The organism is Myxococcus sp. AM011 (genome assembly GCF_013372595.1).
In the GTDB taxonomy this organism is placed as follows: Bacteria; Myxococcota; Myxococcia; order Myxococcales; family Myxococcaceae; genus Myxococcus; species Myxococcus eversor.
Genome location: NZ_JABXEM010000088.1, coordinates 24,751 through 38,075, shown reverse-complemented (window position 1 = coordinate 38,075; position 13,325 = coordinate 24,751). Strand labels below are relative to the sequence as shown.

The following is a 13,325-nucleotide window of genomic DNA, read 5'->3' as shown; positions in this document are numbered from 1 at the left end:
TCACCACCCGCGCGAGGCCTTCCAGCCCCATCACCGGTGCGGGCACCTGCTTCGTCGTCGTGCCGAAGACGGGCCCCACGCCCACGTAGTCCGCGCCCGCATCCCGCGCGGCCATCGCGCCCTCCACGTCCCGCACCGTGACGCCCACCAGGCGGCCAGGCCCCAGGAGCGCACGCGCCGCCTCCGGGGGCAGGTCCTCGTCACCCACGTGCACGCCATCCGCGTCCGCCAGCAGCGCCAGGTCCACCCTGTCGTTGAGCAGGCACACCGCGCCCGCCCGCCGACACAGCGAGGCCACCTGCCGGGCCACCGCCAGGGCTTCTCGCATCGGCGTGCGTTTCATGCGCAACTGCACCACCCGGGCGCCTCCCGCGAGCATCCGCTCGGCCTTGAGCACCAGGGGCATGTCCCCCCGGACGGTGTCGTCGCACAGCAGATACGGGCCCGGGGGAAGCAGCGGACGAGGCGGGGCGTTCATCGGCACCAGGAAGGCGGGACGGCGGCGTTGACAGATGCCCCCTCTGCTATAAGGTAGCCCGCTATTTTCCAAGCAATTCCGAGGATTTGAAACATGGCGGACACGGTGGACCCCAAGTATCTCGATAAGCGCACCGCGGAGCGGTACCTGCGCTCGGGCCAGTTGGACGAGAAGGCGTTCGAGCGCCACGTGAAGGGCCTGCCGGATGTGGCGGACAAGGCCACGCCGGTGGAGACGTTCATGGACGACGACGTCACGGACGACTACGACGACGAAGAGGATGACCTCGACGAAGAGGACGAGGCGGACGACGAAGACGAGGACGAGGACGAGGACGAGTCCTCCGACGTCGCCGACGAGACGCCCGTTTCCGCCGACGAGGCCGCGCTCAAGGACATCGCCGAGGGCGAGGAGCCGGGCACCCCATGAGCCCCGTGGACGAGAAGCGCGGCGAGACCTTCGTGATGCGGGGGGAAGCGCGCTCCGCGTCCGAGGAGGCCATCTCCTTCGGCACGTTCATCATGGGGCTGGGCACCGCGGTGCTCATCCACCTTGGTGATACGCCGAACCCGGAGACGGGCCAGACGTCGAAGGACTTGCCGCTGGCCCGGCAGAACCTGGACCTGTTGTCGCTGTTGCGGCAGAAGACGCGGGGCAACCTGACGGCGGACGAGGAGCGTCTCTTCGACAGCCTGCTCGCGGATCTCCGCCTGCGCTTCGTGGAGGCGAGCAAGCGGTGACGGCGCCTGTTCCCCGCTCGGGCAGGCTGCCCGGGCGCATCCGCTTCGCGGCGCTCGTGGGTGTCGTGCTCGCCATCTTCACCGGCTGGGGCGCGCTCAACGAGGCCATGGAAATGGCCCACTTCTACGAGGTCCGCTCGCGGCACATGGAGGCCGGCCCGCCGTTCCTCCTGGGCAGCGACCCCGCCATCCTCCAGAAGCTCCTGGAGGCCCAGTACCAGGCCCTGGAGCCCATGCGGGAGCCTCGCGCCGTGCTGATGGGCGTGCTCGCCATCGCGTGCGCCTTCGTCTTCGTGTCCGCCTCCCACATGCTCCGCTCGGACGGGCTGCCCCGGGAGGCCCTGCGGAAGATGCTCGGCCGCGCCGCGCTCACCGTGGCGGTGCTGCGCACCATCGACGGCGCCCAGTGGGCCGTGGTGTCCCGCCGCGTGGGCGTCACCCTCACCCAGACGCTCACCCAGCGCCCCGAGTACCAGGACCCCACGACGGCCGAGGTCGTCGGCAGCGTGGCCCCGTGGATGGCCCTGGGCCTGACGGTGCTGGGCACGGCCGTCATCGCGGGCACCTTCGCCCTGCTCGGCCAGTACTTCCGCAGCGACACCGTGCGGGACGCGCTCGTCGCCCAGGACAGCCCGGCCGACGGCTAGCAGTCCCGCGGCACTTCAGGGGGCGTGGGGTGCCACGCCGCCCGGCAGCAGGGCCTCCAGCGCGGACTCCACGTCCGCCGAGGTCTCCTCCTCCAGCGACAACACCCGCCCCAGCTCCGCGCGGGGCAGCCGCAGCAGCTCCTTGCGCGACAGTCCAAAGACGTGCGCCAGGTGCCCCATGGGCCAGCGGGACTGCATGTGCAGGAAGGCCGCCTCGTCCAGGTCCTCGGGGCGGCCCTCGGGCAGCTCCACGCGGTCGTAGACCACCCGCTCGCCACCCACGCGCCGTCCGTTGCCGTAGGCGACGACCTGCTCGCCCTCGTCTGGATCAAACACGTAGACGTGCACCGTCGCGTTGGCCGCCCGGGACAGCAGGCGAGGCAGCGCATGGTGCGCCGCATACCAGTGCGCCCCCGGCCGGCCCTGCGTGAAGGGGCCCACGTAGGCCAGTCGCACCACCTTGCGGCGCCGATTGACCGACACCTGCAGGCCGGTGGCGCCCGAGGCACCGTCCAGTCGCAGCGCCTCACGGGCCTGCTGGAGCAACTCCAGCCCGTTGAAGCTTTCGAGTCGAATGAGATAGCCGCCGTGCGCTTCCAGGTTCAGCCCCCCGAGGGTGGGCGCCGCCTATAACCGAGCCGCCACCCCTCTGGCAACTCAAGCACCTCGAAAACCCAGCCGCTACCAGGAGTCCAAAGTATTCCGCTTCCGGCGCAGGGTGACGCCGCGCGTTAAATAAGCCCGGCCGTTTGCCAAGCCCGAGTCGACTCTTACGTTGAGTGTATGCGACTCGATAAGTTCACGGTGAAGGCGCAGGAAGCCATCACGGAAGGCCAGACGCTGGCGCGCCGCGCCGACAATCCCCAGTACGAGCCGGAGCACCTGGCCGCGGCGTTGTTGGGACAGAAGGACGGCATCGTCGACCCCTTGCTGCGCAAGCTGGGGGCGGACGTGAAGCTGTTCTCGTCCCGGCTGGGCGAGGCGTTGGGCAAGCTGCCCAAGATGCAGGGGGGCGAGAGCGCGATGCTCGGCCAGCGCCTGCTGAAGACGTTCGACAAGGCGGACGACGAGGCCAAGGCGCTCAAGGACGAGTTCATCTCGTCCGAGCATCTGCTGCTCGCGTTGACCCAGGACAAGGGCACGACGGGCGAGGTCATGAAGGCGTCCGGCATCACCCGTGAGCGGGTGGTGGCCGCCCTCAAGGAGGTCCGCGGCTCCGGGCGCGTGACGAGCCAGGATGCTGAATCCACCTATCAGGCGCTGGAGAAGTACGGGCGGGACCTGACGGAGGCGGCGCGGGCGGGGAAGCTGGACCCCGTCATCGGCCGCGACGAGGAGATTCGCCGCTGCATCCAGGTGCTCAGCCGGCGCACGAAGAACAACCCGGTGCTCATTGGCGAGCCGGGCGTGGGCAAGACGGCCATCGCCGAGGGGCTGGCGCGGCGCATCGTCGACGGCGACGTGCCGGAGGGCCTGAAGAACAAGCAGCTCATCACGCTGGACATGGGCGCCCTGGTGGCCGGCGCCAAGTTCCGCGGTGAGTTCGAGGAGCGGCTCAAGGCGGTGCTCAAGGAGGTCGCCGACGCATCCGGTCAGGTCATCCTCTTCATCGACGAAATCCACACGATTGTGGGCGCGGGCAAGGCCGAGGGGGCCATGGACGCGGGCAACATGCTCAAGCCGGCGCTGGCGCGCGGCGAGCTGCACTGCATTGGCGCGACGACGCTGGACGAGTACCGCAAGCACATTGAAAAGGACGCGGCCCTGGAGCGCCGCTTCCAGCCCGTGTTCGTGGGCGAGCCCAGCGTGCACGACACCATCAGCATCCTTCGCGGTCTGAAGGAGCGCTACGAGGTGCACCACGGCGTGCGCATCCAGGACACCGCGCTGGTGGCCGCCGCCACGCTCAGCCACCGCTACATCTCCGACCGCTTCCTGCCGGACAAGGCCATCGACCTCATCGATGAGTCCGCCAGCCGCCTGCGCATCGAAATCGACTCCATGCCCACCGAGCTGGACGACATGCGCCGGAAGATGACGCAGCTCCAGATCGAAAAGGAGGGCCTGCGCAAGGAGACGGACCCGCACTCGCAAGAGCGACTGGCCGTCATCGAGAAGGAGCTGGCCAACCTGCGCGAGCGCTTCGACGCGCTCAAGGTCCACTGGGACGCGGAGAAGACGGCCATCGGCGCCATCCGGACGCTGAAGGAGAAGCTGGAGAAGGTGAAGAACGACCAGGTCGCCGCCGAGCGCCAGGGCGACCTCAACCGCGCCGCGGAGCTGAAGTTCGGTGTCCTGCCCTCCCTGGAGAAGGAGGTCCAGACGCAGAACCTCAAGCTCCTGGAGCTGCAGAAGAAGCAGAAGTTCCTCAAGGAGGAGGTGGACTCCGAGGACATCGCCGCCGTGGTGGCCAAGTGGACGGGCATCCCCGTCTCGCGGCTGATGGAGGGCGAGGTCCACAAGCTGGTCCACATGGAGGACCGGCTGGCCCAGCGGGTGATTGGTCAGCGCAGCCCGATTGAAGCGGTGTCCAACGCCGTGCGCCGCGCGCGCAGCGGGTTGCAGGACCCCAACCGGCCCATCGGCTCGTTCATCTTCCTGGGCCCCACGGGCGTGGGCAAGACAGAGACGGCGAAGGCGCTGGCGGAGTTCCTCTTCGACGACGACACGGCCATGGTCCGCATCGACATGTCGGAGTTCATGGAGAAGCACGCCGTGGCCCGACTGGTGGGCGCGCCTCCGGGCTACGTCGGCTACGAGGAGGGCGGCCAGCTCACCGAGGCGGTGCGCCGGCGTCCGTACACGGTGGTGCTCTTCGACGAAATCGAGAAGGCGCACCCGGACGTCTTCAACATCCTGCTGCAGATTCTGGACGAGGGCCGGCTGACGGACAGCCAGGGCCGCACCGTGGACTTCAAGAACACGGTGCTCATCATGACCTCCAACCTGGGCTCCGCCGATATCCAGTCGGGCATGGCGGGCAAGGAGGAGCTGGACGACAAGACGCGCGAGGACGTGATGGACGCGCTGCGCGGCCACTTCCGTCCGGAGTTCCTCAACCGCGTGGACGAAATCGTCATCTTCGAGCCGCTGCGCAAGAAGGACATCTACCGCATCGTCGACATCCAGCTCGCGAAGCTGGACAAGCTGCTCGCCGACAAGCGGCTGTCGCTGGAGCTGACGGACGCGGCCCGGGAGATGCTGGCGGAGCGCGGGTACGACCCGACGTACGGCGCGCGGCCCCTGAAGCGCGCGGTGCAGAAGAACCTGCTGGACCCGCTGGCGCTCAAGGTGCTCAGCGGTGAGTTCCTGCCGGGTGACACCATCCAGGCGGACGCGGGCCCCACCGGGCTCACCTTCGCCAAGGTGCTGGTGGACACGGCGAAGAAGGTGAAGCGCGCGGAGTAGGGGCCGGGCTCGTGCGTGCTCCGGGGCTCCACCGTCACTCGGTGGGGCCCCGTGCGTTTTTCCGTCACTCGGAGTCGGACATGCTGTCGTCGGAGGCCTCGGAATCAGCGGCGGAGTTGTCCTGCCAGTGCTGCTCCATGGCGGCCACCATCGCGTTGATGGGATTGGCCTCACCGCCATAGAGCTGGCCGAACGCGGTGGGATAGGCCTTGCGGATGGAGCGGGCATGCTGCCGGAAAGCCATGCCCCTGAGGGCATCCAGGCCCACGCCCGCCGTGGCCATGCGGGCCGGGTCCAACCCGAAGATTTCGTACTCCTCGTCGGCATTGCTGCCATCCGACTCGGTCATCGTGTCCTGGACCGTCTTGAAGTCGAACATGCTGAACAGCGCGGCCTCGAGGTCTTCATCGTCGACGTCGCCTCCCGTGTTCGCGTCGCGCGCCACCAGCGCGTCGTTCGCCACGGTGCCGGCGCCTCCGCCGAAGTCCGCCTGGGCCAGGGGGAGCTTGCTGCGCACCACCAGCCACTGCTGGATGTAGCGCTGGAGCGATATCGCGAGCAGGGGCGAGTCATCCCCCAGGGCGTTGGCGTTGGCCCGTCGGGTATTCAGCTCCGCGACCTCCGCCTGCAGCGCCGCCCTCTTGAGGCCTTGCAGCTGATTGCGCAGGCCCCAGCCCGGCAGGGCCCTCAGGTGGTCGTCGAGTCCGTTCATGCTCTGGGTGGCCTCAGCGAAGGACAGTCCCGTCAGCTCACCGTCGAGCGTGTCCAGATACGATTGCCAGGGTGTGGTGTGGTGCCGCTCACTGGGCCAGAGGGAGCCCGCGCGGCCTCCCACATTCACCTCGGTGATTTCCCCTTCATCATCCGCGCCGAGCTGCACCGCCACTCGCTGGATGGGCGCACCGCCCGCCCCCAGAGGGGCATCGACCTTGCGCTGGACTGGCTCGGTCAGCTTCAGGCCCGAGGCGCGCGAGCCCATGACATCCGCTTCGCGCTCCAGGCCCGGCGCGTCGTTGAGGGACTCGCCTTGAAGCTGCGTCGTGGGCTGCACGCGCCCCTGCTTCTGCTGCACGACGTGCCACGCCTCGTGGGCCAGGTGCTTCTCCTGCCCCGGCGCCACATGGATGTCCGAGCCCTGCGTGTACGCCAGCGCCTGGAGCTGCGCGGGCGCAGACGAGTTGTAGTGGACCCGCACGTCGTCCATGGACATGCCGGAGAGCGACTCCACTCCGGACTTCAAGCCGTCGGGCAGCCCGGTGTCGTTGCGGGGTGACGCGCGGCGCTGGAGCGTCTGGGCCTGCTTCGCCTGGGCCACCACCCGGGGCGACGAATCGAACGCCCTCTGGATTTCGCCCAGCGCACGCGCCCGGGAGTTGCCCCCCGCGGTGACACTTGAGGGCTCGGAGATTGACTCATCCCGCGTGGACAGCGACTCCTGAACGAACACGCCCATGCGAGGTCTCCCGTCGAGACACGCAATGTACCGCGCAGGATTCAGAGGCTGACAGGATGCCCCGGGTGTCGCGCGCGTCAGGCGGCTTCACACCGGGGCAGGTCCTTTCCGAGCAGAGGACGTGGAGCGTCTCATCCCCACGTCCCCGTCCCCTGGCTCAAGAGGGAGAAGGCGGCGACTGCGACGCATCCGCGCTGTCCGCGCGAATCTTGCGCGAGTTCTCCTGCAGCTCCCTCCAGGAGGCCTCGTACTCCTGGCGCAGGCGAGACCACTCGCCGCCCTTGGCGGACATGAGGCGACGCAGCGCATCCCCCGTGCTCTTGAACGAGCCGCGCAGGAACTGGAGCTCCTGCTTCGTGAGCAGCGAGTCCTCGGCCCGCGTCTGGGAGACGTTCGCATCCCAGGCGTCGAACTGCGCTCCCAGCTCGCGCAGCTCCGCCTCGCGCTTGCGCTCGTAGGTCGCGCGCCTGACGCCCGCCTTCTCCTCCGCGTCGACCAGGGACTTGTTCGTGTCGTCACAGACCTGGAGCAGCTCCTGCTTGCCCCGCTCGAAGTCCTCCGTGCCGCGCTTGCGCCACTCCTCCAGCTTGCGGTGGAAGGCCTCGCGTCGCTCCTTCACGCCTCGCAGCTCCTTCAGGTCGTCGTCCGCCTTGCGGATATCGGACTGCGCCTCGACTTCCGCGATGCGCGCGTCGATTCGTTGCTTCTCCGCGTCCATCTTCCGCAGATATGCCTCGCGCTCGTTCATGGTCTGGATTCCCCCTTCGTCGCGCCGCCCGGTGGCGGCTACTCGCGGGGGTATGGATGAGGATGGCCCCGGACGTTGCGCACAGGCGGCGGCGCGAGGGCCCGGTGTGCCGTGCGGAGTGCTTGACCCAGGGCCGGCTCCGAGCGAAGAGCCGTGCCCATGAAGCCCTGGGAGACACTCGAGAGCGCCAACCTGCCGGACGTGGGGGAGCTGACCCTGGTCCGCCGAGGGGATGAATACGTCCTGCGCGTGCGCGGCCAGACGCTGATGTCCAGCAGGATGCACGGCTCGGAGGAGGCGCTGGCGAAGGCGGGCTGCGCCGGGGTGGTGGCGGCCGGAACCGGGCGGGTGCTCGTTGGAGGGCTTGGCTTCGGCTACACCCTGCGCGCCGTGCTGGACACCGTGGGCTCGGGCGTCCGCGTCTCCGTCGTGGAGCTGCTGTCCACCGTCGTCGCCTGGAACCGGGGCCCGAACCTGGCGCCCCTCGCTGGAGCACCTCTCGAGGACAAGCGCGTCACCGTCATCGAAGGGGATGTCGGCGATGTGATGAACCGCAACTCCGCCACCTTCGACGCCATCCTGCTCGACGTGGACAACGGCCCCAGCGCCCTCACCCACCCCGACAACCAGGGGCTCTATGGCCTGCGTGGCATCTCCAACGCCGCCCGCGCCCTGCGCTCCGGAGGCACGCTCGCCGTATGGAGCGCGGATTCCGCCCCCGCCTTCGAGCGCCGCATGGAGAAGTGCGGCTTCACCGTCGAGGTCCTCCGTCCCCACGCCCACGGCACCAAGGGCCCCCGCCACGTCCTCTTCATCGGAAAGCTGGGCAAGGGCCGCCGCTGAGCCGGGCCCCAGAAGGGCTCGACAGAATATGACGACCGGTATATTCATCTCCTCGTGAGCAAGGGAGAGGACACACGCCGGCGGATGATTGCCGCGGCGGCGGAGATGCTGGAGCGCTCGGGGTATGCGGGTGCGGGCATCCAGGAGTTGCTGGAGGCAGGCAAGGCGCCGCGCGGCTCGCTGTACTTCCACTTCCCGGGCGGCAAGGAGCAGCTCGCGGTGGAGGCGCTCCAGGTCTCCTCCATGGAAGTCACGCGGCTGCTGGGTGAACACCTCGCCAGCGAGAAGGGCCTCGTCTCCGGGCTGCGTCGCGCGTTGGCGACGCTCGCGGACCGGGCGGAGGCCTCCGGCTTCGAGAAGGGCTGCCCCGTGTCGGCCGTGGTCCTCTCCTCGGGTGCCACTCCCGAGCCGGTGCGCGCGGCCGCCGCCGAGGCGCTGCGCAACTGGCAACAGCTCCTCGCCGAGCGGCTCCGCGCGGAGGGCCTCACGCCCGCCGAGTCGCGGCGACGCGCGGCCCTGTTGCTCTCATCCATCGAAGGCGCACTGCTGCTCATGCGCGCCCACCGCAGCAGGGCTCCCGTCGAGGAGCTGTCAAAGGAACTGGAGCGCCTGCTGTCGCTGGACTGACTCTGGGCCCGAGTCAACGCGGATGGGCCGCGTCGGCTCGACTCCAGAATATGTAGACTGGTCTATATATATCGAGGTCATCATGTTGATGTCGTCACCAGATGCGCTCGTCATCGGCTCCACGGGATTGATAGGGCGCTGGCTCGTGCCCGAGCTCACGCGGCGCGGGCAGCGGGTGGCCCTGCTGTCGCGCAACGCGGGGGCGCGGGCCCAGGCGTATCGGGACTGGGTGGCCGCTATGGGCGGCGCACCGGAGCGGCTCGTGTTCCTGGAAGGCGACTTGGATGCGCCGCGCCTGGGACTGAGCGCCGATGACGAGCTCGCGCTCCACGGCGTGCGCGACGTCTTCCACCTGGGCGCGCGCTTCGCCTGGCACCTGTCCGCCGATGATGCACGGCGAACCAACGTGGAAGGCACCCGCGCCGTGGTGGAGCTGGCCTCCCGACTGCCCTCCCTGCGCCGGCTCGTGCTCGTGGGCGGCTACCGCATCGGGCCTCGACTCAACGCCTCGGGCGCAGTCGTCCCCGCGCCCACGCGGGGCTTCACGGGCTCGGGCGCCTATGAGGCCTCGAAGGCGCTCGCGCATCAGGTGGCGCTGGAGACAGCCGCGCGGCTCGGGGTTCCCGTCACCACGGTGCACCCGTCCTCCGTCATCGGCGATAGCCGCACCGGGGCGACAGTGCAGAGCCTGGGGCTCGGGGACACGTTGCAGCGCGTCCACGCAGGGACGATGCCCGTGCTGCTGGGCTCACCGGAGACCTTCGTCCCCGTGGTGGCCGTGGACACCCTGGCGCGATTCCTCGCGGGCGTGGCGGAGCTCCCCGAGACACTCGGGCAGGAGTACACGCTGCTGGACCCGAGCACCCCTCCCCTCCATCAGCTCATCCGGTGGGCGGCGGAGCGCTCCGGTCGACGGGCACCGCGCTTCACCCTGCCCGTCTCGTGGGTGCGCTGGCTGCCCGAGCGACTGCTCAGCGCGGCCACGGAGTCGCTCGACTTCCTCGACACGGCCCGCTACCCGGTGGAGCCCGCACTCACGCTGGCCCGCCGCATGGGAATGGAGCTCCCTCCGGTGCACACGGTGATGGACCGCTGGTTCGACTTCCTTCGCGCCACCGACTTCACCCCCGATGTCGAACGGGCCCGCGAAGCAGCAGTGCGTCCCGCCTGACCCCACCTGTCCAGAGCCCCCGCGCGCTCCTCGCACCGAGCGCCCCGTCCTGTGGTGTAGTGGCGCCGCCTTCGACACGGACCGGAGACCTCCTGGTGAATCGCCCTTCCCTGCTGGCCTTGCTCGTCGTCCTCCTGACCGCTCCCGTGGAGCGCTCACTCGCGGCGCAGCCGTCCGCCGTGCTGGGGGGCCTGGATGGCCTCTATCCGGAGCTGGACACCTTCTATCGGGACCTGCACCAGAACCCGGAGCTGTCGTTCCAGGAGGAGAAGACCGCCGCGAAGCTCGCCGAGCGCCTGCGCAAGCTGGGCTTCGACGTCACCACCGGCGTCGGTGGCACGGGCGTCGTCGCGCTCTTGCGCAACGGGCCGGGCCCCACCGTCATGCTGCGCACGGACCTGGACGGGCTGCCCATGGAGGAGAAGACGGGCCTGCCCTACGCCAGCAAGGTGACGGTGAAGAACCCCGAAGGCCAGACGGTGCCGGTGATGCACGCGTGCGGACATGACGTGCACATGACGGTGTGGCTGGGCACCGCCACGCTGCTGTCCAAGAAGAAGGACCAGTGGCGCGGCACGCTGATGCTGGTGGGCCAGCCCGCGGAGGAGGTGGGCGCGGGCGCCCGGAAGATGCTGGCCGATGGCCTCTTCAAGCGCTTCCCCAAGCCCGACTTCGCGGTGGCCCTCCACAACACCACCGCGGCTCCCGCCGGACGCGTGGAGTACGTGGCCGGCTACGCGATGGCGCACGTGGACTCGGTGGACATCACCCTCTACGGCAAGGGCGGCCACGGCGCGTATCCGCACACCACGGTGGACCCCATCGTCATGGCGGCGCGCACCGTGCTCGCGCTCCAGTCCGTGGTCAGCCGGGAGAAGCATCCCCTGGAGCCCGGCGTCATCACAGTGGGCGCCATCCAAGGCGGCACCAAGCACAACATCATCCCGGACGAGGTGCGCCTGCAGCTCACCGTGCGCTCGTACAAGCCAGAGGTACGCAAGGCGCTGCTCGACGGAATCGAACGCGTCGCGAAGGGGGAGGCCCTCGTCTCCGGCGCCACCCGTCCACCCAAGGTCGAAGTCACCGAGGGCACGCCCGCCACCTACAATGACCCGGCGCTCACCCGCCGCCTCACCGACGCCGTGTCGAAGGTGCTGGGCGAGAAGAACGTGGGCGAGGCCCAGCCCGTCATGGGCGGCGAGGACTTCTCCGAGTACGGCCGCGCGGGCGTCCCCGCGGTGATGCTCTGGCTCGGCGCCGTGGAGCCCCAGCGCTTCACGCAGTCCCGCTCGGGCGGTGAGCCGCTCCCCTCTCTCCACTCTTCCGGATTCATCCCGGACCGGGAGCGCACGCTGCGCACGGGTGTCACCGCACTGACAACGTCGGCCCTGGAGCTCTTGGGCAAGCCCTGAGGCGCCTTGGTAGAACGGCGGCATGCCCAAAGCCGCCCTCGTACGCGCGCTCCTCCTCTCCGCCTGCTGGCTCTTCTGCGCCTGCGCGCGGCAAGTGCCCGCCTCCGCCCCCGAGTCCGCCTCGGGGGGTGCCCATCCGCCCGAGAACTTCTCGAAGCTGGTGGACACCATCTTCGAGGCCTCGTTCGACTTCTCGCCCTCCAATGGCACGGCGGTGGGACTTCACGCCTATGACAACCAGCTGGAGGACCTGAGCCGGCCACGCATCGAGGCCCGCATCCGCGAGCTGGACACGCTGCTCGCGCGACTGCACGCCGTGGACAAGGGCGCGCTCTCCTTCGACGACACCATCGACGCGGAGGCCCTGGAGAGCCAACTGCTCGCGGAGCAGTACGAGCTGAGCGTCCTGCGGAGCTGGGAGCACAATCCCATGCTGTACGCGGGGCTGCCGGGCGGCGCCATCGACGGGCTGATGAAGCGCGACTTCGCGCCGAAAATCGAGCGGCTGCGCTCGGTGATTGCGCGCCTGAAGGCCGTGCCCGCGGTCTTCGCGGCCGGCAAGGCCAACGTCCAGACGCCGCCGCGCGAGTTCACCGAGCTGGCCCTGCGCATGGCGAAGGGCTCCGTGGGCTTCTTCGAGGGCTCGGTGGCGACGTGGGCGAAGGACGCCGCGGGCAACGACGCCGTGCTCCAGTCCTCGTTCCTCGTGGCCAACCGCGCCGCCGTGGCCGCCGTGAAGGACTACGCACAGTGGCTGGAGAAGGACCTGCTGCCGCGCTCCACGGGCAAGTACGCGCTGGGCGAGGAGCGCTTCCTCACCAAGCTGCGCTACGAGGAGATGATTGACCTGCCCCTGCCGGAGCTGCTCGCGCGCGGTGAGGCCAATCTGGAGAAGGACTACCGCGACTTCGTGGCCACCGCGAAGCGCATCGACCCGCGCCTCTCGCCGGCCCAGGTGATGGCCAGGATTGAAGTGGACCACCCCACGGCCCAGGAGCTCATCCCCACGGTGCGCCGCTCCGTGGAGGGCGTGCGCGAGTTCCTCGTCGCCAAGGACCTGGTCACCATTCCCTCGGAGGTGCGTCCGCATGTGGAGGAGACGCCGCCGTATGCGCGCTCGGGCTCCTTCGCCTCCATGGACACGCCCGGGCCCTACGAGAAGAAGGCCACCGAGGCCTTCTATTACGTCACGCCCGTGGAGCCCGACTGGGACGCGAAGCACAAGGAGGAGCACCTGTGCCTCTACAACGCGCCCGTCGTGTCCATCATCAACATCCACGAGGTGTGGCCCGGCCACTACCTCCAGTTCCTCTATGCGCCCCGCTTCCCCACGAAGGTCCGCAAGCTCGTCGCGGTGGGCAGCAACGCGGAGGGCTGGGCCCACTACGCCGAGCAGATGATGCTGGACCAGGGCTTCGGCGGAGGAGACCCGAAGCCGCGCCTGGCGCAGCTCTCCGAGGCCCTGCTGCGCGACTGCCGCTACGTGGCCGGAATCAAGCTTCACACCGCGGGCTGGACGGTGGAGGAGGCCGCGCGCCTGTTCGTCGAGAAGTGCTTCCAACAGCCAGCCAATGCCTACGAGGAGGCCCGACGCGGCGCCTACAACCCGACGTACCTCTACTACACGTTCGGCAAGCTGGAGGTGCAGCGTCTGGCCCAGGACTACCAGGCCGCGAAGGGCCAGGGCCTCAAGCAGTTCCACGACGCCTTCGTCGCCCAGGGCAGCCTCCCTCTTCCGTTGGTGCGGCGGCTGCTCCTGCGCTGAGGACCGCGGGCCGCGACGAGGGCCTCCGGGCCG

The 13,325-nt window shown here is 69.3% G+C and carries 13 protein-coding genes; 9 read left to right on the top strand and 4 right to left on the bottom strand.

Annotated elements, in window-relative coordinates; all coding sequences use genetic code 11:
- Positions 1 to 478, bottom strand: a 478-nt coding sequence (locus HUW62_RS19725; protein ID WP_176435302.1) for a thiamine phosphate synthase, incomplete at its 3' end; no start/stop codon positions are given.
- Between the two features lie 93 nt (positions 479 to 571).
- Here HUW62_RS19725 and HUW62_RS19720 point away from each other — a divergent pair.
- Genes HUW62_RS19720 through HUW62_RS19710 form a run of 3 tightly spaced genes read left to right on the top strand, consistent with a single transcriptional unit; the run spans position 572 to position 1,865 of the window.
- Complete coding sequence (locus HUW62_RS19720; protein ID WP_176435301.1) at positions 572 to 907, top strand: RNA polymerase subunit sigma; 336 nt, start codon at positions 572 to 574, stop codon at positions 905 to 907.
- The gene (locus HUW62_RS19715) at positions 904 to 1,218 is read left to right on the top strand and encodes a DUF1844 domain-containing protein (RefSeq protein WP_163862020.1); all 315 of its coding nucleotides are present in this window, start codon (positions 904 to 906) and stop codon (positions 1,216 to 1,218) included. The genes HUW62_RS19720 and HUW62_RS19715 overlap by 4 nt, the downstream gene beginning before the upstream one ends.
- Positions 1,215 to 1,865, top strand: a complete 651-nt coding sequence (locus tag HUW62_RS19710; RefSeq protein WP_176435300.1) for a hypothetical protein — start codon at positions 1,215 to 1,217, stop codon at positions 1,863 to 1,865. Before HUW62_RS19715 ends, HUW62_RS19710 begins: the two co-directional genes overlap by 4 nt.
- A gap of 15 nt (positions 1,866 to 1,880) precedes the next feature.
- On the opposite strand, the gene HUW62_RS19705 is transcribed toward HUW62_RS19710, so the two are convergent.
- Positions 1,881 to 2,411 (bottom strand): hypothetical protein, encoded by a 531-nt coding sequence (locus HUW62_RS19705; RefSeq protein WP_163862018.1) that lies wholly within the window; start codon positions 2,409 to 2,411, stop codon positions 1,881 to 1,883.
- Positions 2,412 to 2,648: 237 nt separating this feature from the next.
- Between HUW62_RS19705 and clpB the strand changes: the two genes are divergently transcribed.
- Positions 2,649 to 5,273, top strand: coding sequence for an ATP-dependent chaperone ClpB (gene clpB, locus HUW62_RS19700; RefSeq protein ID WP_163862015.1), 2,625 nt, complete (start codon positions 2,649 to 2,651; stop codon positions 5,271 to 5,273).
- 64 nt (positions 5,274 to 5,337) lie between these two features.
- Here the strand turns inward: clpB and HUW62_RS48845 are convergent, their stop codons facing one another.
- Positions 5,338 to 6,726, bottom strand: a complete 1,389-nt coding sequence (locus HUW62_RS48845; RefSeq protein WP_255203521.1) for a DUF4157 domain-containing protein — start codon at positions 6,724 to 6,726, stop codon at positions 5,338 to 5,340.
- A gap of 157 nt (positions 6,727 to 6,883) precedes the next feature.
- Entirely contained in the window at positions 6,884 to 7,474 is a 591-nt protein-coding gene (locus HUW62_RS19690; RefSeq protein WP_176435299.1) for a hypothetical protein, read from the bottom strand.
- 159 nt (positions 7,475 to 7,633) lie between these two features.
- On the opposite strand from HUW62_RS19690, the gene HUW62_RS19685 reads away from it, so the two are divergent.
- From HUW62_RS19685 to HUW62_RS19665, 5 genes are all read left to right on the top strand, one after another.
- Positions 7,634 to 8,317, top strand: coding sequence for a hypothetical protein (locus tag HUW62_RS19685; RefSeq protein WP_163862009.1), 684 nt, complete (start codon positions 7,634 to 7,636; stop codon positions 8,315 to 8,317).
- Between the two features lie 84 nt (positions 8,318 to 8,401).
- The gene (locus tag HUW62_RS19680) at positions 8,402 to 8,944 is read left to right on the top strand and encodes a TetR/AcrR family transcriptional regulator (RefSeq protein ID WP_176435298.1); all 543 of its coding nucleotides are present in this window, start codon (positions 8,402 to 8,404) and stop codon (positions 8,942 to 8,944) included.
- 22 nt (positions 8,945 to 8,966) lie between these two features.
- Entirely contained in the window at positions 8,967 to 10,115 is a 1,149-nt protein-coding gene (locus HUW62_RS19675; protein WP_176435297.1) for an SDR family oxidoreductase, read from the top strand.
- 95 nt (positions 10,116 to 10,210) lie between these two features.
- On the top strand, positions 10,211 to 11,527 hold the full coding sequence (locus HUW62_RS19670; RefSeq protein ID WP_176435296.1) for an amidohydrolase: 1,317 nt from the start codon (positions 10,211 to 10,213) through the stop codon (positions 11,525 to 11,527).
- Positions 11,528 to 11,549: 22 nt separating this feature from the next.
- Complete coding sequence (locus tag HUW62_RS19665) at positions 11,550 to 13,292, top strand: DUF885 domain-containing protein (protein ID WP_176435295.1); 1,743 nt, start codon at positions 11,550 to 11,552, stop codon at positions 13,290 to 13,292.
- Positions 13,293 to 13,325 lie beyond the last annotated feature (33 nt).